The sequence below is a fragment of the Pseudomonas sp. Bc-h genome, assembly GCF_002080045.1.
Lineage (GTDB): Bacteria > Pseudomonadota > Gammaproteobacteria > Pseudomonadales > Pseudomonadaceae > Aquipseudomonas.
Genome location: NZ_MUIN01000012.1, coordinates 417,136 through 435,837, shown reverse-complemented (window position 1 = coordinate 435,837; position 18,702 = coordinate 417,136). Strand labels below are relative to the sequence as shown.

At 61.7% G+C, this 18,702-nt stretch carries 15 protein-coding genes; 12 read left to right on the top strand and 3 right to left on the bottom strand.

Annotated elements, in window-relative coordinates; all coding sequences use genetic code 11:
• The first annotated feature begins 40 nt into the window (after nt 1-40).
• The 9 genes from BWR59_RS25045 to BWR59_RS25005 all read left to right on the top strand — a co-directional run bounded on the left by BWR59_RS25045 (nt 41) and on the right by BWR59_RS25005 (nt 10,819).
• Entirely contained in the window at nt 41-895 is an 855-nt protein-coding gene (locus BWR59_RS25045) for an STAS domain-containing protein (protein ID WP_081568342.1), read from the top strand.
• A 4-nt stretch (nt 896-899) separates the two neighbouring features.
• A complete protein-coding gene (locus tag BWR59_RS25040; RefSeq protein WP_037010489.1) occupies nt 900-1,262 on the top strand; it encodes an STAS domain-containing protein in 363 nt (120 codons plus the stop codon).
• Nucleotides 1,259-1,663, top strand: a complete 405-nt coding sequence (locus tag BWR59_RS25035) for an anti-sigma regulatory factor (protein WP_081568341.1) — start codon at nt 1,259-1,261, stop codon at nt 1,661-1,663. The genes BWR59_RS25040 and BWR59_RS25035 overlap by 4 nt, the downstream gene beginning before the upstream one ends.
• The gene (locus BWR59_RS25030) at nt 1,654-2,667 is read left to right on the top strand and encodes an ATP-binding protein (RefSeq protein ID WP_178111246.1); all 1,014 of its coding nucleotides are present in this window, start codon (nt 1,654-1,656) and stop codon (nt 2,665-2,667) included. Before BWR59_RS25035 ends, BWR59_RS25030 begins: the two co-directional genes overlap by 10 nt.
• Nucleotides 2,660-3,535: an ATP-binding protein gene (locus tag BWR59_RS25025; protein ID WP_081568339.1), complete on the top strand. Its 876-nt coding sequence runs from the start codon at nt 2,660-2,662 to the stop codon at nt 3,533-3,535. The genes BWR59_RS25030 and BWR59_RS25025 overlap by 8 nt, the downstream gene beginning before the upstream one ends.
• Complete coding sequence (locus BWR59_RS25020; RefSeq protein WP_081568337.1) at nt 3,525-5,465, top strand: response regulator; 1,941 nt, start codon at nt 3,525-3,527, stop codon at nt 5,463-5,465. The genes BWR59_RS25025 and BWR59_RS25020 overlap by 11 nt, the downstream gene beginning before the upstream one ends.
• A 145-nt stretch (nt 5,466-5,610) precedes the next feature.
• Nucleotides 5,611-7,866 carry an ATP-binding protein gene (locus BWR59_RS25015; protein ID WP_081568336.1) on the top strand — a complete coding sequence of 752 codons (2,256 nt, stop codon included), beginning with the start codon at nt 5,611-5,613 and terminating at the stop codon, nt 7,864-7,866.
• 19 nt (nt 7,867-7,885) lie between these two features.
• Nucleotides 7,886-8,347: a response regulator gene (locus tag BWR59_RS25010; RefSeq protein WP_081568335.1), complete on the top strand. Its 462-nt coding sequence runs from the start codon at nt 7,886-7,888 to the stop codon at nt 8,345-8,347.
• Between the two features lie 78 nt (nt 8,348-8,425).
• The gene (locus BWR59_RS25005; RefSeq protein WP_081568334.1) at nt 8,426-10,819 is read left to right on the top strand and encodes a hybrid sensor histidine kinase/response regulator; all 2,394 of its coding nucleotides are present in this window, start codon (nt 8,426-8,428) and stop codon (nt 10,817-10,819) included.
• A 138-nt stretch (nt 10,820-10,957) separates the two neighbouring features.
• Here the strand turns inward: BWR59_RS25005 and BWR59_RS25000 are convergent, their stop codons facing one another.
• From BWR59_RS25000 to BWR59_RS24990, 3 genes are all read right to left on the bottom strand, one after another.
• Nucleotides 10,958-11,299: an FKBP-type peptidyl-prolyl cis-trans isomerase gene (locus BWR59_RS25000; RefSeq protein ID WP_081568332.1), complete on the bottom strand. Its 342-nt coding sequence runs from the start codon at nt 11,297-11,299 to the stop codon at nt 10,958-10,960.
• A 136-nt stretch (nt 11,300-11,435) separates the two neighbouring features.
• A complete protein-coding gene (locus BWR59_RS24995; RefSeq protein WP_081568330.1) occupies nt 11,436-13,019 on the bottom strand; it encodes an aldehyde dehydrogenase (NADP(+)) in 1,584 nt (527 codons plus the stop codon).
• Between the two features lie 290 nt (nt 13,020-13,309).
• Nucleotides 13,310-14,416, bottom strand: coding sequence for a Gfo/Idh/MocA family oxidoreductase (locus BWR59_RS24990; protein WP_081568329.1), 1,107 nt, complete (start codon nt 14,414-14,416; stop codon nt 13,310-13,312).
• A 212-nt stretch (nt 14,417-14,628) separates the two neighbouring features.
• On the opposite strand from BWR59_RS24990, the gene BWR59_RS24985 reads away from it, so the two are divergent.
• Genes BWR59_RS24985 through BWR59_RS24975 form a run of 3 tightly spaced genes read left to right on the top strand, consistent with a single transcriptional unit; the run spans nt 14,629 to nt 18,700 of the window.
• Nucleotides 14,629-15,645 (top strand): TRAP transporter substrate-binding protein, encoded by a 1,017-nt coding sequence (locus BWR59_RS24985; RefSeq protein WP_081568328.1) that lies wholly within the window; start codon nt 14,629-14,631, stop codon nt 15,643-15,645.
• A gap of 50 nt (nt 15,646-15,695) precedes the next feature.
• Nucleotides 15,696-17,639 (top strand): TRAP transporter large permease subunit, encoded by a 1,944-nt coding sequence (locus tag BWR59_RS24980; protein WP_081568326.1) that lies wholly within the window; start codon nt 15,696-15,698, stop codon nt 17,637-17,639.
• An 8-nt stretch (nt 17,640-17,647) separates the two neighbouring features.
• Entirely contained in the window at nt 17,648-18,700 is a 1,053-nt protein-coding gene (locus tag BWR59_RS24975) for a LacI family DNA-binding transcriptional regulator (RefSeq protein WP_081568325.1), read from the top strand.
• The last annotated feature ends 2 nt before the right edge of the window (nt 18,701-18,702 follow it).

Genomic DNA, 18,702 nt, shown 5'->3' with positions numbered 1-18,702 from the left:
CCCCGATAACCAGGCGTGCAAATCTCAGGAGCCCACCCTCATGGCAGCACTGCAGCAAACCACCGTGAATTCTGTCAAACGTTCCGAGGCCCAACTCTCTGCCCGCTGGCTCGCCGATCTCGAAGCCAGTGGTGCAACCCGTAATCTCAAAGCCGAAGATCTTGCACAGCAGACTTCAGATTTCCTGCGGCTGCTGACTTCGGTGCTGGAAAAGGGTGGTTCGCCGAGCATCAACGCTGCTGAATGGGACGAGGTTCGACAGTTTCTGGAAAGGCTGTCTCATCAGCGCGCCCTTGCCGGTCAGGATTCGCAACAGACGGCTCAGTTCATCTTCGCCCTCAAGGGCCCGCTCTTCACCTTGCTGCAGCAAGAATACGCCGACCAGCCAGCGCTGCTGGCCGAGCAGCTCTGGGAAATCTCCCAGACCCTCGACGCGCTGGGCATGCACACCATCCGCACCTTTCAGAAGTCCCGCGAGGCAGTGATCAAGCGCCAGCAAGAGGAGCTGCTTGAGCTCTCCACCCCGGTGGTTAAACTGTGGGATGGCGTGCTGGCATTGCCAATGATCGGCACACTGGATTCTCAGCGCACTCAAGTGGTGATGGAGTCTTTGCTGCAACGCATCGTCGACACCGGCTCGGAAATCGCCATCATCGACATCACCGGTGTGCCGACCGTGGACACGCTGGTGGCGCAACACCTGCTCAAGACCGTGACGGCCATTCGCCTGATGGGTGCTGACTGCATCATCAGCGGCGTGCGTCCGCAGATCGCACAGACCATCGTGCACCTGGGGCTGGACCTGCAAGGTGTGGTGACCAAGGCCAATCTGGCCGACGCGCTGGCCATGGCGCTGCGTCGTCTGGGCGTCACCGTCACCAAGGCCGCGGTATAAGCCCATGGAGCGCATTCCAATCCTGCAAATGGGCGACTTTCTGCTGGTCACCATTCAAGTGGACATGCACGACCAACTGGCGCTGACGCTGCAGGACGACCTGTCCGAGCGCATCAGCCGAACGTCCGCACGCGGTGTGCTGATCGACATTTCGGCGCTGGACATGGTCGATTCCTTCATCGGCCGCATGATCGGCATGATTTCCGGTCTGTCGCGCATCATGGATGCCGAGACCGTGCTGGTCGGCATGCAGCCTGCGGTCGCGATTACCCTTGTGGAGCTGGGCATGACCTTGCCGGGCGTCAGCACTGCGCTGAACGTCGAGCGTGGCATGAAGCTGTTGCGCGAACGAGCGTATTCGCAATGAACGTGCGCAGCAGCGGCACCCAAGGCATTCATATAGAACAGGATGTGGTGCTGGCGCGGCAGACGGCGCGCAAGCTGGCGCAGGAATGCGGCATGCGTCTGATCGACCTGACCAAGCTGGTGACGGCAGTCAGCGAGCTGGCGCGCAACACCATGGTCTACGGCGGTGGCGGCGACATGGACTGGCAGATCGTCGAAGACGGCGCGCGCACCGGGTTGCGTCTGACGTTCCGCGACGAGGGGCCGGGCATTCCGGATCTGAAGTTGGCGATGACCGATGGCTGGACCTCCGGCGGCGGTCTGGGTCTTGGCTTGACCGGTGCCAAGCGACTGGTCGATGACTTCGAACTGGACACCGCGCCTGGCGCAGGCACTCGAGTGACGATCTGCAAATGGACCTGAGACTGCACAGCAGCCTGACGCAAGTGTTGCCCATCGAGGACATCAGTCAGGTGGGATACGCACGGCGCACCGCCCAGAGAGTTGCTGAGGAACTTGGGTTTGACGCCACCGATTGCGGTCGCGTGGCGCTGGTCGTCACCGAGGTGGCGAGCAATATCCTCAAGCACGCCAGCAACGGCGAGTTGCACCTGCGAGTACTGCCCGGTGCCGTTGCGGGCCTTGAAGTCATCGCCATCGATCGGGGTCAGGGTTTCGATGTGCATGACTGCATGACCGACGGTTTTTCCACCCGTGGCACCCAGGGGATCGGCTTGGGCTCGATGCTGCGCCAGGCCCAGGTGTTCGATGTGCACAGCGACGCGCGGGGCTCGGTGGTGTTGACGCGGTTCTACCCCCGAACCGCTGCCGTGAAGGATTTGCGCCTGGGCATCACCCAGCATTCCCTGCATGACGACCCGGCGTGCGGCGATGCCTGGGCGCTGGCGATCAAGGGGCAGCAGGTCAGTATTCTGATGATCGACGGGCTGGGGCATGGCCCGGAGGCTGAAAGCGCCGCGAAAGCCGGCGCCACTGCCTTCAATCGCGAACCGTTTGCCGATCCGACAGTGTTGCTGGACGAGATCCACCACGACATGCGCGGTACACGCGGCGGGGCGGTGGCATTGGCGCGTTTCGACAGTGCGCGTGACGGATTGAGCTTCATCGGCATCGGCAACATCGGCGCGACGCTGATCAGTGAGGACAAGAATCGCGGTCTGGCGTCCCATCCCGGGATCGTTGGCCTGCAGTACCGGAAGATTCCGGCGGTCGACTACGCTCATTGCACCGGGCAACTGTTGATCATGTACAGCGACGGCCTGCAATCGCGCTGGAATCTACGCGACTATCCCGGGCTGATGTTTAGACATCCGGCGGTCATCGCGGCGGTTCTGCACCGCGATTATTGCCGAGGCAGGGATGATGTAACGGTGCTGGTAATCGCTCTGGAGACGCTCGATGACTGACAACCTCGTTCACGACGGCCTTGATGAGTCGGCCGAGCTTCGGCAGCTGCGCGACGAGGCATCGGCCTTGCGCGCCGAACTCGAGGAGACCAACCAGGGCGTGCTGGCGCTGTATGCCGAGCTGGACATGCAGGCCGACCAGTTGCGTGAGGCGTCCGATCTCAAGAGCCGCTTTCTGTCCTACATGAGCCACGAGTTCCGCACGCCGCTGGGCTCGATCCTGAGTATCGCCAGCCTGCTGAGCGACGAGCTGGATGGCCCGCTCAGCCCGGAGCAACACAAGCAGGTGGCGTTCGTCAGCACGGCGGCGCGCGAGCTGAGCGACATGGTCGATGACCTGCTTGACCTGGCCAAGATCGAGGCCGGACGCATCAGCATTTCGCCGGCCTGGTTCGACATGCTGGATCTGTTTTCGGCCCTGCGCGGCATGTTCCGGCCAATCGTCGACACCTCGGCCGTGGACCTGATTTTCGAGGCGCCCGTTGGCCTGCCAAGGCTTTATACGGACGACAAGAAGCTGGCGCAGATCCTGCGTAATTTCATCTCCAACTCCCTGAAATTCACCCAGCGCGGTGAGGTCAGGGTGTCGGCGAGCCTTGCGGGCGAGCAGGAAATCCGTTTTGCCGTCAGCGATACGGGCATCGGCATTCCTCAAGAAATGCACGCAGCCTTGTTCGAGGACTTCTCTCAAGTCGATTCCCCGCTCCAGAAACGGTTGCGCGGTACCGGCCTGGGCCTTTCGTTGTGCAAACGTTTCGCCGCGTTGCTGGGTGGACGCGTGGGCGTGGAGAGCCAGCCGGGCATCGGCTCGACATTCTATGTCGTCATCCCGCTGGCGTTGGCCCAGGAGCACGTCGATGAAAGCTGAAAGCCGGTTGCTGATCGTCGACGACAACGCCGCGACCCGCTACGCCTTGCGCCGGCGCATGGAGCGCCAAGGGTTCACGGTGCTGGAGGCGGGCACCGGCGCCGAAGGGCTTCAGTTGATTGCCGAGCAGATTCCGGATGCGCTGATCCTCGACGTCAACCTGCCAGACATGAGCGGTTTCGACATTGTCCGTCAGTTGCGAAGCGAGCCGCGCACCGCGTTGCTGCCGGTGGTGCATGTGTCGGCGGCATCGATTCAGACCGGCGATATCGTCACCGGCCTTGAAGCGGGCGCCGATGCCTATCTGGTCCACCCGGTGGACCCCGATGTGTTGCTGGCGACCCTGCGCACCTTGCTGAGGGTGCGAGACACCGAGTTTGCCCTGCGCGACAGCGAAGAACGTTTTCGCGAGATTTTCGTCAACGTGTCGGCACCCATCGCCGTGATGGATGGCGAGTTGAGGATTCATGAATGCAATCACGCCTTCGCTCGGCTCATCGCCCAGAGTGCCCCGGAACATAGCCTGCTGCACAGCTTCACCGATGACCAACAAGCGGCCATCGGCGGGCTGAGCGAGGCGCTGGCGGCGGGTGAGCGCTGGAAGGGCACGCTGAGCATGCTGGTCAACGGCGACGTGCGTGAAACCGAGTGGCAGGTGTCGCCCTACCGGGCCACGGGGTTGAGCCTGGTGTTCATCGAAGACGTCACCGAGCATCGCCGTCGCGAACAGTCCCACTTGCGGCAGCTGGACACCGTCAACAGCCAGCTTGCCCATGAAGTCGCCGAGCGTGCGCGGACCGAAGAACAGCTGCTGCAAGCGCAGAAGATGGATGCCATCGGCAAACTCACAGGCGGCATCGCCCACGACTTCAACAACCTGCTGACCGGGATCGTGACGGGCCTGGAGCTGATCAAGAAGCGCACCGCAGACGCGCGGCCGGAAAAGGTGCTCGATTATGCGGACGCTGCGCTGGCGTCGGCCAAGAGCGCGGCGGCGCTGACCCATCGGTTGCTGGCTTTCGCTCGCCAGCAACCGCTCGACACGCGTCCCACGGACATCAACAAACACGTGCGCTCCCTTGAGGATCTGCTGAGCAGAACCATCGGCAAGCGCATTGGCCTGACGCTGGAACTGACCTCTCGCGGGGCAGTGGCCATGGTCGATGCGGGGCAGCTGGAAAGCGCCGTGCTCAATCTGGTGATCAACGCGCGTGACGCCTTGCCCGAAGGCGGCAATGTCTGGGTCAGCACCTTCGAGGCCTATTCCCAGGGCAATCCGCGTCTCGAGGACGGGCAGTACATCGCGCTGACCGTGCGTGATGACGGGCTGGGCATCGAGCATCACGTCATCGACAAGGTGTTCGACCCGTTTTTCACCACCAAGCCGATTGGCCAGGGCACCGGCCTCGGGCTTTCGACCATTTATGGCTTCGCCCGGCAGTCGGGTGGGGATGTGCACATTCGCAGCGTCGTTGGCCATGGCACGGAAGTGACCCTGATGCTGCCTGCGGCCGTCAATCAGACGGTTGCCCCTGAGCAAATACCGGAAATCGCCGAACTTGGCGCGGGCGAGCATGTCCTTATTGTCGAGGACACGGCCTCGGTGCGCATGTTCGTCAACGAGATCCTCACCGACGCCGGTTATCGCTGCACCCAGGCTGCCGATGTGACGACCGCGCTGTCGATCCTCGAACACGACATTTCCGTGGATCTGCTGCTGACCGACGTCGGCATGCCACAGATGAATGGCCGCGAGCTGGCGCAGCGAATGCGCGGCTGGCGACCCAACGTGCCGGTGCTGTTCATGACCGGGTACGCGGAAAACGCCGTCAATCGGCAGCATTTTCTGGGCGAGGGCATGGACATGATCATCAAGCCGTTTCATATGGTCGAATTTCTCGACAAGGTGCGTACGATGCTCGACGCATGACGTCACCACGCGGCAGATCGCCAGCGCAACGCGCCAGCACGCTGCATTTTTGTTACTGTTCACGCAAATTCATTGAGTGCCACCCGTTGGGCACACACCTTCTGTAGATCTGACCGTCGTGCCGAAGTGTGAAGGAGATGTTGTTTTGACCCTCAGCCAGGAACTTCACCAAAGCGCTATCGACAATTGCGCCCGTGAGCCGATCCAGATTCCCGGCAGTATTCAGCCTCAAGGCTTTCTGCTGGTGATCGACGAGGCGAGCATGACCATCGCCCAGGTCAGCGCCAACGTCGAGGGCTGGCTGGGTATGCAACCGCAGTCGCTGATCGGCGCTGCCTTGCATGACGTCTTCGAGGATTGCCCGCGCCTTCTGCAGCGCCTGGCCGCGCTCCCCGAAGATGATCAGAATCCGTTTCACGTGGGCGACGTGCGCTTTCTCGAAGGCAGCCGCGCGGGCGAGCCGACGGCGATGATGGTTCATCGGCATGATCGTGTGCTGATCGCCGAATTCGAACCTGCCAGTGACATGAGCTCGGCCTACGGCAATGTCTATCCGCTGATGCGCACCTTCATCAGTCAGATGGAAGAAACCGAAAGCATCGACGAGCTGTGTCAGCGCTCCGTGGCGGAGGTCAAGCGCATCACCGGTTTTGGCCGGGTCAAGGCGTATCGCTTCGACACCGAAGGCAATGGTTTGGTCAATGCCGAAATCGCCGAGCACGATTATCCGAACTATCTGGGGCTGAGCTTCCCCGCGTCTGACATTCCCGCGCAAGCCAGAGCACTGTATGTGGCCAACCGTATCCGGGTGATCGAAGACGCCAACTATCAGGCTTCGCCACTGGTGCCGGTCAACAATCCTGTCACCGGCGCGCCGCTGGACCTGAGCTTTGCCACCTTGCGCAGCGTTTCGCCCGTGCATCTGCAGTACATGCGCAACATGCAGACGCTGGCGTCGATGTCGATTTCCATCGTGGTGCGCGGCCAGTTGTGGGGCCTCATTTCCTGCCACCACGCGACGCCGCGTTCGGTCAGTTTCCAGACCCGCACCGCCTGCGAATTGCTCGGCAGCGTGCTGTCGCTGCAGATCGAAACCAAAGAGGCCCAGGCCAAAACCCAACGCATGCTCATCCTGCGTCGGCAGATCGTGCAGATGCTCGCCGCGATGGCTGATCTGGACAGCGTGATCGGCGGTCTGCGCGCGATGCCCGAGGTGCTGCTGGCCTTCGTCGAAGCGACCGGGGCGGCAGTGATCTCCGAATCGACGGTGGACACTTACGGCGATACGCCGGACCAGGAACAGGTTCAGGCATTGACCCAATGGTTGAGTCAGCGCGGCTCCCATGAAGTGTTCCAGTCCGACAATGTCGGCCGTGACATTCCCCAGTTGCCGGAGTTGAGCAAGTCGGTCAGCGGCGTGCTGGCCATGGCCATCTCCGAGCTGCACTCCAACTACATCATCTGGTTCCGCCCCGAGCAGACCCGCGTGGTGAACTGGGCCGGCAAACCGGAAAAAACCGTCAGCGACACAGGCTCGCTGAGCCCGCGCCACAGTTTCGCGCTGTGGCAGGAAACCGTTCGTGGCTTCTCCCGCCCATGGGACGATCTGGACACCGAAGGCGTGGTGGAATTGCGCGCCGCGGTGCTCGGCATCGTGCTGCGCAAGGCCGAGGAGATGGCGGCGCTGGCCGAGGAGCTGAAGAAGTCCAACAAGGAACTCGAAGCGTTCTCCTACAGCGTTTCTCACGATTTGCGCGCGCCGTTGCGGCATATCGCCGGCTACGCCGAGCTGCTGAGTGATATCGAAGGCAGCAAGCTGTCTGATCGGGGCGTACGTTTCCTGGAGAATATCGGCGAGTCGGCGCGGTTTGCCGGAACGCTGGTGGACAACCTGTTGAGTTTCTCGCAGATGGGCCGTTCGGCCATGCGTTATTCGCAGGTCGACCTGAACGCGATGGTTGACGCGATTCGCAAGGAAATGCAGCCCGATTACGAAGACCGCGACTTGCGCTGGCACATTCCTGAACCGCTGCCGATCGTCATCGCAGACGCCGCGTTCCTGCACCTGGCGCTGCGCAATCTGTTGTCCAACGCCATCAAATACAGCCGCACCCAGGAAGCTGCGGTGATCGAGATCGGCAGTTATGAGGAAGATGGCAACGTCGTGGTGTATATCCGCGATAATGGCGTCGGCTTTGACATGCAGTACGCCGGCAAACTGTTCGGCGTGTTTCAACGGCTGCACCGCATGGAAGAATTCGAAGGCACCGGCATCGGCCTGGCCAGTGTGCGACGCATTATCGAACGTCACGACGGTTCGGTATGGGCGCACAGCGAGCTGGGCAAGGGTGCGACTTTTTATTTTGCGCTGCCCAAGCGCAGTTTGACCGTAACCCTTTGAGTGTCCGAGGAGACGCCCAATGCTCAAACCCATTCTTCTGGTGGAAGACAATCCAAACGATCTGGAGCTGACTCTGGTCGCTCTTGAACGTAGCCAGTTGGCCAACGAAGTGATCGTATTGCGAGACGGCGCCGAGGCGCTGGACTATCTCTTCCGACGCAATAAACACCACGACCGCGTGGCCGGCAATCCGGCGGTGCTGTTGCTTGATCTCAAACTGCCGAAACTCGATGGCCTCGAAGTCCTCAAGGCCATCCGCGAGAGCGAGGATTTGCGCAGCATCCCGGTGGTCATGCTCACGTCCTCGCGCGAAGAGCCGGATCTGCAACGCGCCTATGCGCTTGGAGTGAACGCTTACGTTGTCAAGCCGGTCGAATTCAAGGAATTCGTCTCGGCAATCTCCGACCTCGGGATTTTCTGGGCCGTACTCAACGAGCCGCCGCCAGGTTCACTGCGACTGACACGCCGTCCGGGCTCCTGATTTTCCTGCCCCTGCGACCTGTGTCGTCCTCCTGACTGCGGGCGGCACAGGCCTTTGTGAAACGAACGACGACTATTCATGCCGCTATCGCTGCTCAAATTACTGCTGGTTGAAGACAGTCCGCATGACGCCGAACTGACGCTCCTCACCCTGGAAAACAGTGGGCTGAAAATCGACGCCACACTGGTCTACAACCACCAGGAGGTAGAACGCGAGCTGCTGGCCCAGCGTTTTGACCTGATCCTCAGCGATTATCTGTTGCCCGGTTCATCCGGCGCCGAGGTGCTCAATTGCGCGCGGCGTCTGGCGCCGCAGACCCCTTTTATTTTCCTGTCCGGCATATTCGGCGAGCAGCACGCGGTCGAGATGATGCGCATGGGCGCCATCGACTACGTCCTCAAACAGAACCTCAAGATGCTGCCCAAGGCCGTGGTCCGGGCGGTCTCCGAAGTCCACGAGCGAGAAAAGCGCGTGCGTGCCGAGGAGACGCTGCAAGACGCAGAAGTGCGGGCGCATCTGGCAATCGAAGCGGCGGAAATGGGGATCTGGACCTACGATCCGGCCACCGACACGCTGCTCTGGGATGAGCGCTGCAAAAACCTTTACGGGTTAACGGCCGATGATCAGGTCAGCATGGACTTCATGTTCTCCCGCTGTCATCCCGATGATCGTGAGTTGCTGGAGAGCAAGGTCAGGGCGGCGTTGACCGCTGACACCGGTTTTCAGATCGAGCATCGCCTGCACGCCGTGGGCGATGGCGAACGCTGGGTATTTTCCAACGGTCGTTCGCTGTTTGAAGACGGCAAGTGCGTGCGTTTCACCGGCGTCATGCAGGACATCAGCGAACGCAAGCAAGCCACCCAGGCATTGCAGCAGCTCAACGAAATCCTGGGCGAGCGCGTGGTGCAACGAACCCGGGAGCGCGACCGGACCTGGGAGCTTTCCCGCGAGTTACTCGGCGTTCTGCGCTTCGACATGACGCCGATTGCGCTCAATCCTGCCTGGGAAGCGACCCTTGGCTGGACCCGGGCGCAGTTCAATGAACAGAGCCTGTGCGAGCTGATCCATCCTGAAGATCTGGACGCGACCTTGCGCGAAACCGCCAGTGTCGCCGGAGGCAACGTGACCACGCGTTTCGTCAATCGCCTGCGCCACGCCGAAGGCGGTTTCCGCTGGTTATCGTGGACCATCGTGCCTGACGAGGGCCTGATGTACGCCGCCGTGCGTGATATCACCAGCGAGCGCGCGGTGGTCGATGAGCTGGCAGCGACCAACAAACGTTTGCGTGACCAGATTCGCGAGCGCGAGCGGGTCGAGGCCGCGTTGCAGCAGATGCAGCGGCTGGAAGTGGTGGGACAGCTGACTGCCGGCGTCGCCCACGACTTCAACAACCTGCTGACGGTGATTCTGACCAGTGCCAACTTCCTCACCCGGGATCTGGAAAAAGGCGTGTTCACCAAGTCTGCCCAGCGTTTGCAGAACATTCGCGAAGCCGGGGAGCGGGGCGCCAAACTCACCAGCCAGTTGCTGTCGTTCTCCCGTCGTCAGCGGCTGGAGCCGGTGGCGCTGAACTTGAACGACACCATCGGCGGGATGCGCGAACTGTTGGGTCGCGCGCTGGGGGGCAGCGTCTGGGTCGAAACCGAGTTGGCCGAAGACCTGTGGAGCGCGCTGGTTGACCCTACCCAGACCGAGATGATCATCCTCAACCTGGCGATCAACGGGCGCGATGCGATGGCCCAGGGGGGGCAACTGCGCCTGAGCACCTGGAACGAGATGGTCTATCGCTTGCCGCAGCGTCCGGAAGATCCTGATCCGGGCGCCTACGTGGTGCTGTCGGTGAGCGACACCGGTTGCGGCATGAGTGCAGCGGTGCTGGCCAAGGCGTTCGAGCCGTTTTTCACCACCAAGGCGGTGGGCAAGGGATCGGGGCTCGGGCTTGCGCAGGTGTTCGGCTTCGCCAAGCAGTCCGGTGGTGGCGTGAGTATCGACACCGCCGAAAACGCGGGAACCACGATCAACGTCTATTTGCCCAGCATCGCTCAAACGGCAACGCCGGTGATCAGCATGTCGGACATGCCGGGTAACGCCGACGCCGATGATCTGCACCGCACCATCCTGCTGGTCGACGATGATCCGGACGTACGCTCGGTGACCTCGATGATGCTCAGCTCGCTGGGGTACTCGGTGGTCGAAGCCGAGAACGGCGACGAGGCCTTGAAGAAGATCGACCCCGCCATTGATCTGGTGCTCACCGACTTCGCCATGCCCAACATGACCGGCGCGGAACTGGCCGAGATCGTCAAACGCGAACATCCAGAGCTGCCGATCATGTTCATCACCGGGTTTGCCGACATCGACATCCTCGACGTCGACCAACAACTGATCGTGCAAAAGCCCTACAAGGAAGAAGAGCTGGCGAGAAAACTGGCGAACGTGTTGATGAGGGCTGGGGCTGGGATGGCGAGTTAGGTGTCCCCGTCATCTGATTCCTTTGGAGCAGTCCGGCTTGCCGGCGGTGGCGTTTTGTAGATTGCGACCGCCGGCAAATGGCACTCCGCCCGGCCGGGCGGCTACAGGTTCGTTATCCACCCTCAGAGCTGTGCCGCTTCAATCATCCCGCGTCAGCACCTCCAGCAACTCGATCTCGAACATCAGGTTTGAATGCGGCTTGATGTGCGCGCCCATCGAACGTTCGCCGTAAGCCAGATGCGACGGCACCAGCAGTTTGCGTTTACCGCCGACTTTCATCCCCATGATTCCGATGTCCCAGCCCTTGATTACCCGGCCGGTGCCGATCACGCACTGGAAGGGTTTGCCACGCGCCCAGGATGAGTCGAAGACCGTGCCGTCTTCCAGCGTGCCGGTGTATTGCGTGGTGATCAGCGCGCCCTTGACTGCCGCCTTGCCGGTGCCTTCCTGCAGGTCGATGATCTGTAGTTCGTCGTTCATGTCTAAATCCATTCCAGGATGAGTGGGCTGGCGACGATGCTAGTGATGAGCATCGCCACTGGCAATGCGAGGTCAAAAAAAACGGCGCGTCCTGTGCGGGACGCGCCGTTTTGCGTTGCAGCGAATCAGCTTGTCATCATGCGATGACGTCGCTGCTCCACTCGCCGTTGACCAGGCGCTTGAGGCCCAGTGGGTTGGCGTTTTGCAGCGCGGCCGGCAGCAGGCTGTCCGGGTAGTTCTGGTAGCAGACCGGACGCAGGAAGCGGTCGATTGCCAAGGTACCGACGGAAGTGCCGCGTGCGTCGGACGTCGCCGGGTACGGGCCGCCGTGAACCATGGCATCGGAGACTTCGACGCCGGTAGGGTAGCCGTTGACCAGGATGCGACCGACTTTATCTTCCAGCACTGGCACCAACCACTGGTACTTCTGCAGGTCGGCGGTTTCGCCGATCAGAGTCGCGGTCAGTTGACCACGCAGCGCCAGCAGAGCGGCTTTCAGTTCAGCGTCATCCGCCACTTCGATCAGCAGCGTGGTCGGGCCGAAGACTTCTTCCTGCAGCAGTTCGTCGCCATTGAGCAGCATGCTCACGTCAGCCTTGAACAGCTGTGCCTGAGCCTGACGGCCTTCTTGCGGCTTGCCGGCCAGATGGGTAACGCTCGGGTGCGCCATCAGCTTTTGAACGCCTTTGCTGTAGCTGCGCAGACCGCCTTCATTGAGCATGGTCTGCGGCGCCTGGCCACCCATGTGCTCTTGCAGCTGTTCGGTGAACGCCGTCAGGGCAGGGGAGCGAATGCCGATCACCACACCCGGGTTGGTGCAGAACTGACCCGCACCCATGACCACGGAAGCGGCCAGTTCGCCAGCGATGGCAGCGCCACGGGCCGACAGTGCGCCTGGCAGCAGGACCACTGGGTTGATGCTGGACATCTCGGCGAACACCGGGATTGGCTCAGGACGCTCGGCAGCCAGTTTGCACAGGGCGTTACCGCCGTGCAGCGAACCGGTGAAGCCAACGGCCTTGATAGCCGGGTGCTTGACCAGGCCTTCGCCAACGCCGCTGCCGAAGATCATGTTGAACACGCCTTTTGGCATGCCGGTTTTTTCGGCGGCGCGGATGATCGCATTACCCACCAGGTCGGCAGTCGCCATGTGGCCACTGTGGGCCTTGACCACAACCGGGCAACCGGCTGCCAGAGCGGAGGCGGTATCGCCACCAGCAGTGGAGAAAGCCAACGGGAAGTTACTGGCGCCGAATACGGCAATCGGGCCGACGCCGATACGCTGCTGGCGCAGGTCGACACGGGGCAGAGGCTTGCGATCCGGCAAGGCCAGATCGATACGCGCGCCGAGGAAGTCGCCGCGACGCAGGATTTTTGCGAACAGACGCATCTGGCCGCTGGTGCGACCGCGCTCACCCTGGATCCGACCGGCTGGCAGCGCGGTTTCCTGGCACACCAGCGCTACGAAATCATCGCCCAGTGCGTCGAGTTCGTCGGCGATGGCGTCGAGGAATTCAGCGCGGCGGGCCGGGCTCAGTTGACGGTATTCAGCGAAGGCTTCTTTGGCGGCCAGGGCTGCGGCGTCGATTTCGCCGTCAGTCGCCTGGTGGAAAGCGTAAGGCAGGGCTTCGCCAGTGGTGGCGTCGAGGCTCTTGTGGCGTGCTTCGCCGAGGCCGCTGCGGGCGCCGCCGATGAAGTTCTGGCCGAGAACGGTAGGCATCTGCTTCTCCTGTTATTTTTGGGTCGAAACGATCAGGCGAGGCGCCTGACAGGGAATCTGTGAGGTTGCATGAAGCGTAGTGACGATAGCCTAAGGGATATCGAGTGTTGACAGACATCATACAACTGCATTTTTTCAGCCGCAAGGCACGCTGATCCGGCGCTGACGAGGCGGGTGATTGTATGCGCATCCGCGCCTTGCCCCGTAGCAGTGCGGCCTGCAGGAACACCGCTCGGCCGGACTGCGAAAGAGGGCAGAGCAGATCGACAGTCGCACGCTGTCGTCGGCAATCAGGCATTCGGCTCATCGGTATTGATGTAAGGCGGGACTTTCGCCAGCGGCAGGCGCCGCGCCTGTTCGATGCTGATGCCCGGACGTTCCGGCAGCGGGTCGAGTTTCTGCGGTTGACCGGTGATCAGCGCCCGCTCGACGGCCTTGACCACTCGTACATCGCGCCAGCCTTCGTCGCCGTCGGGTTCCGGCTCGCGGTTCTGCAGGATGCAGTCGGAAAAATACTGCGCCTCGCCGCCGAACTGATCGACCACCGGATGGCTGTGTTCAGTGGTGTTGCCGTCGATGATCGCGCGATAGGCAATCGCTACACCCTTGCCGAAACCGAAGCATGGCGAGGCTTCGAATTCGCCCTGGGTGCCGATCAACTGGAAGCGCTCCGTGGACGGCAGGCTGTAACTGACGGTGAACGTCGCCAGCCTTTCTTCCGCGAAACGCAGGGTTACGTTGACCGTGTCGAACGTATTGATCTCCCGCCCTGGCGTCTTGATCCCGACGGCATGCACTTGCAGTGGCTCCGCGCCGAACAGGTTGCGCACCGCGTTGATCGGGTAGGGGCCCATATCGGCCACCGGGCCAGCGTCGAAACCGCTTTGCATGCGGTGGTTGGCCGGGTCGGTGGTCTGCGCGAACGTTGCGGTAAACAGACGCGGGTCGCCGATATCGCCGGCGCGCACCCGATTGACCATCTCCACCGTGCCCGGCTCGAAGTGCAGACGGTAGGCAACCATCAGTTTCGCGCCTGAGCGGTTGGCGGCTTCGGTGATCGCCACGCAATCTTCTTCGCTCGTGGCCATGGGTTTTTCCAGCAATACATGGATGCCGGCTTCCAGCGCAGGCACGGCAAATTCGCGATGGCGAAAGTTCGGCGTCGCGAGGTAGATCGCGTCGATTTCGCCGGAACTCAGCAGCGTTGCAAATTCGTCGTAGTGATAACTCTTGAGGTCATACAGCGCGGCCAGTTCATCTGCCTTGACCGGATCGCCGGTGACCAATGCAGTCATCACCGAATTGTCGGTCTGCTCAAGGCCTGGCATGAAAGCGCCTTGGGAAATCCAGCCGCCTGCTACCACGGCGTAGCGGATTTTTCCGTTTGAATCTGGCATGGGATGGGCCTCCTTTTTCAGCGGACGGTGTGTCCGGCGCCTCTGTAGTCGGCAGGTCAGAATGGGGGAAGTTCCATCGAAAGTACCGATCCTGAAATTTCCGGTTGCCAAAACCGGGTCGCTGGCTATAGTTTGTAAACCGATTTAGTAAAACGTTTTACTAAACCGTTTGAAAGTGCTCCGACCAGAACAACAACAAGAGAAAAAACCTAATGTCCCTGACCCGACGCCGTTTCGTGCAGTCCGCTGCCGTCAGTGCCGCCGCACTGGCCTTGCCTTCATTCGCTCGTGCCGCCACCCCGGTATTGCGCCTGTCGTCGACCATGACCTCCGACGAGAACTCCGCCCATTACCTGTTCTACCAACGCCTGGTGGAAAACCTGAAGCAATCGGTGGGTGATCGCATTCGCATCGATTTTTTCCCCAACGGCCAGCTCGGCAAAGAAGCGGATGTGGTGCAGCAGGTGCGCCTCGGCTCCATCGACATGATGGTCACCGGCAGTTCGATCTGGGCCACGGCGTTGCCCGAGCTGGCGTTGCTGGATCTGGGTTTTCTGTTCGACAGTTACGAGCACGTCGCAAGGTCTGTGGACAGCGGTGTCGGCGAGACCTACAACAAACTTCTGCAGGAGCGCACTGGTTGCACGGTGGTGGGCTGGGGCTCGCATTTCAGTGCGCGCAGCGTCTACACCAAGTCGCCGATCAAGGACCTGGAAACGATCAAGAACGTGAAACTGCGAGTCTTGCCCACCCAGGCGTTCATCGAAACCTTCAAGCTGATGGGCGCGATCCCCACGCCGATTGCCTTCAACGAGGTCTACACCGCCGTGCAGACCGGCGTGGTGGAAGGCTTCGAACATGACGCCGCCAGCGTGCTCGCCAACAAACTCGACGAAGTGGTGAAAAACAGCTGGCAGACCAACCACCTGTTCAGCCCCTGCATTGCGGTGATCGGTAAACGCGGCCTGGCGAAAATTCCCGCCGACCTGCAGCAGGCCTTCGTTCAGGCAGCGCAGGAAGCCAGCGTGCACCAACGTACGGCAGCGGCGGTCAAGGGCGCCGAAGCCATCGCGGCACTGGGCAAGGGCGGCATGACGTTCTTCCCCATGGCCGACGCCGAGCGCGAGAGCATTCGCAAGGTGATGCGCGAAAAGCTGTGGGTGCCGTTCACCCAGACCAATCCGTCGATGGCGCCGGTGCTCGCGGCCATCGATGCGGCGCGTGGCTGATACCGGTTTGCGGCTGACGACTTACTGAACAACTACAAGAGACAGTCATCATGAACTCATCCACCAGCGCGCTCGCTGTCGCGGATCAGACGCTGCACGAACATCCCGAGCAAGCCGCAGGCCCGGTTGTCGCGGTTAAAGACTGGGGCTTCAATGCGCAACTGAGCAGCGGTCGCGTGCTGGCTTTGCTGTGCACCTTTATCGAACGTCTGTGTGCGGTGGTATTGGCGCTGGACGTCATGGTGGTCTTCGTTTCGGTCATCCTGCGGTACTTCGTTCATCACCCGGTGGACTGGGCCGAGGAGGTGGCGCGCGGGCTGATGGTGATGCTGGTGTTCCTCGGCGGCGCAACGGTGTTGGCACGCAAACAACATGTGCACGTCGACTTCTTTCGCGCATTGTTGCCCGCAGGCTGGCAGCAGGCGGCGCATCAGATCGGCGGCTGGTTGGTGGCGGGGACGGCGGCGGGGCTTGCGTATTCATCCTGGCTGCTGTTAGAGGATTCGGTCAACGTCGCCACGCCGATGGGCCTGCCGCAATGGCTGAACGTGTTGCCGGTGTTCGTCGGTGCTGTGTTGATGACCGTGGTCGGCATCGCCAACGCGGTCAACGGCGCGACGCGCATGACCTGGCTGACGCTGATCGGCTGTCTGGCGGTCGCAGGCGGCATCTACGGCTGGAACAGTTGGACCGAAGCCTACGCGTTGCAACCCTGGAGCCTGTTGCTCGGCGGTTTCATCTGCGGCCTGCTGGTGGGCGTACCCATCGCTTTCGTGCTGGCGCTGTGTGCCTTGCTGTATTTCATCGGCGATCCGACCCTGCCGATGGTCATCTATTCGCAGCAGGTCATGGCGGGGATGGACCACTTCGTGCTGCTGGCGATTCCGTTTTTCGTCCTGGCGGGGCTGGTGATGGAGGTCAACGGCATGTCCTCGCGCCTGATCGAATTACTGGTGCGGGTGTTTGGCCGGGTGCGCGGTTCGATGAACCTGATCGCGATTCTGGCCACGGCGTTTTTCTCCGGTGTGTCCGGCTCCAAGCTGGCGGACATTGCCGCAGTCGGCGGCATCGTGGTGCCCGCTGTGCGCCGCACCAGACAGGACCCGGCAGAGACCGCAGCGGTGCTCGCGGCCTCCGGTGTGATGGCCGAAACCATTCCGCCGTGCATCAACATGATCATCATGGGCTTCGTCGCCAACATCTCGATTGGCGGGCTGTTTCTTGCCGGGATCGTGCCGGCCGTGGTGCTTGCCATGGGCCTGGCCACGCTGGCGGTGATCTTCGGGCGCAAGGTCGATCCGGACGTCGCCTTTCCCAAACGCACGCCGTTGTTGCGCCTGCTGGGCGGGGCGCTGGTGGCATTGATCATGGTGGCAATGATCGGCAAGGGCGTGACGTCTGGCGTGGCAACTTCCACGGAGGTTTCGGCGTTCGCGGTGGTCTATGCCTTGCTGGTCGGCGGTATCACCTTCCGCGAGCTTACCCCAGGCGGCATCGCCAGGCTTTTTGTGCGTTCGGCCTCGATGGCGGCAGGGATTCTGTTCATCATTGCCGCCGCATCCAGTGTGGCGTTTACCCTGACGATCCTGCAGATTCCGTCGATCATTTCCGACTTCATGCTGGCGCTGGCGCATAACTACGGGCCGGTGGCGTTCCTGATCACTTCGGTGCTGATCATGATCGTGTTCGGCGCGGTGCTCGAGGGCGCTCCGGCGCTGATCATCTTCGGGCCGCTGTTGGTGCCGATCGCGGTGCAGGTGGGGGTCAATCCGCTGCACTTTGGCACTGTCGCGGTGATCGCCATGGGTCTGGGGCTGTTTTCACCCCCCTTCGGTCTGGGCCTGTTCGCCACCTGCGCGATGACGGGTACGAGAGTCGAGGACGTTTCGCGGCGGATGGTCAAATACCTCTGCCTGCTGGTGGTCATGCTGATTCTGATTGTTTTGGTGCCATCGATCTCTCTGTGGCTGCCACGCACCTTCAATATGGGTTAACGCAAAACATGGCAACGATTCACGATGTAGCCGCTTTGGCGGGAGTCTCGGTCAGCTCGGTATCCAATGTGCTCAATCAGCGCACGGACAAGCTCAGCGCCGATACTTTCGCCCGTGTCGAGGCGGCGATTCTCAAGCTCAACTACCGGCCCAATCGCGTGGCCCGTCAGCTCAAGACCGGTCACACGCCGATGCTCGGGCTGCTGGTGCCGTCGACCGCAAACCCGATGTACGGGCAGATCGCGCTGAAGATCGAGGCCGCCGCTCAGGCGCAGTTCTCCTATCGCTTGCTGCTGGGCAATACCCACCGCGACAAATTGCAGGAAGCCGGTATGTTCGACGACCTGCTGTCGTTCGGCGTGCGTTCGGTGATCGTGGTCTCGTCCCGCGATGACGAGCGCCACCTGGAGGCGGCCGTTCAGCGTGGCCTGAGCGTGGTCAGTTACGACCGCCAGACGACCATTGGCGCGAACTCTCTGGTGGATCACGTCTCGCCGGACAACTTCCAGGCCGGTTACATCGCCGCGGCACATCTGATCGAGCACGGCCATCAGCGCCTGGCGTTTCTGGTGCCCAGCGGCAAGACCGTCAGCCGCAGCGCCAAGATCGAAGGCTTTCTGGAACGTGCCGCGCAGGCGGGGTCAGCGGTCAGCGCCGAGGTGATCGAAGGCATCGTCGCCGAGACCTTCGGCGACTCCGAACTGGCCGATCTGGGCTTTGCCATGGCGGGCAAGCTGGCGACGATGAAGTCCCGGCCGACCGGCATCGTCACGGTCAACGACATGCTCGCCATGGGCTTGATGTCCGGCTTGCATCAGGCCGGGCTGCGGGTCCCCGAGGACATCTCTGTGGTCGGCATGGACGGGCTGTCCATCGCCGCTTTCTGCAATCCAAGCCTGACGTCGGTGGCGATGCCGCTGACTGAAATGGCCGACGCCATGGTTCAGCGCGCAGTCGAGCGCTCCCGGGATCCGCAATTGCCTGCCGTCAATCTGGTGTTTCAGCCAACGCTGGTTCCCCGACATTCCGTGGCCCGGCCCGGCGCTGACAAGAGAGCGTGAGC

Coding starts and splice junctions, on each gene's coding strand:
- BWR59_RS25045 (WP_081568342.1), top strand. CDS start 41: ATGGCAGCACTGCAGCAAACCACCGTGAATTCTGTCAAACGTTCCGAG.
- BWR59_RS25040 (WP_037010489.1), top strand. CDS start 900: ATGGAGCGCATTCCAATCCTGCAAATGGGCGACTTTCTGCTGGTCACC.
- BWR59_RS25035 (WP_081568341.1), top strand. CDS start 1,259: ATGAACGTGCGCAGCAGCGGCACCCAAGGCATTCATATAGAACAGGAT.
- BWR59_RS25030 (WP_178111246.1), top strand. CDS start 1,654: ATGGACCTGAGACTGCACAGCAGCCTGACGCAAGTGTTGCCCATCGAG.
- BWR59_RS25025 (WP_081568339.1), top strand. CDS start 2,660: ATGACTGACAACCTCGTTCACGACGGCCTTGATGAGTCGGCCGAGCTT.
- BWR59_RS25020 (WP_081568337.1), top strand. CDS start 3,525: ATGAAAGCTGAAAGCCGGTTGCTGATCGTCGACGACAACGCCGCGACC.
- BWR59_RS25010 (WP_081568335.1), top strand. CDS start 7,886: ATGCTCAAACCCATTCTTCTGGTGGAAGACAATCCAAACGATCTGGAG.
- BWR59_RS25005 (WP_081568334.1), top strand. CDS start 8,426: ATGCCGCTATCGCTGCTCAAATTACTGCTGGTTGAAGACAGTCCGCAT.
- BWR59_RS25000 (WP_081568332.1), bottom strand. CDS start 11,299: ATGAACGACGAACTACAGATCATCGACCTGCAGGAAGGCACCGGCAAG.
- BWR59_RS24995 (WP_081568330.1), bottom strand. CDS start 13,019: ATGCCTACCGTTCTCGGCCAGAACTTCATCGGCGGCGCCCGCAGCGGC.
- BWR59_RS24990 (WP_081568329.1), bottom strand. CDS start 14,416: ATGCCAGATTCAAACGGAAAAATCCGCTACGCCGTGGTAGCAGGCGGC.
- BWR59_RS24985 (WP_081568328.1), top strand. CDS start 14,629: ATGTCCCTGACCCGACGCCGTTTCGTGCAGTCCGCTGCCGTCAGTGCC.
- BWR59_RS24980 (WP_081568326.1), top strand. CDS start 15,696: ATGAACTCATCCACCAGCGCGCTCGCTGTCGCGGATCAGACGCTGCAC.
- BWR59_RS24975 (WP_081568325.1), top strand. CDS start 17,648: ATGGCAACGATTCACGATGTAGCCGCTTTGGCGGGAGTCTCGGTCAGC.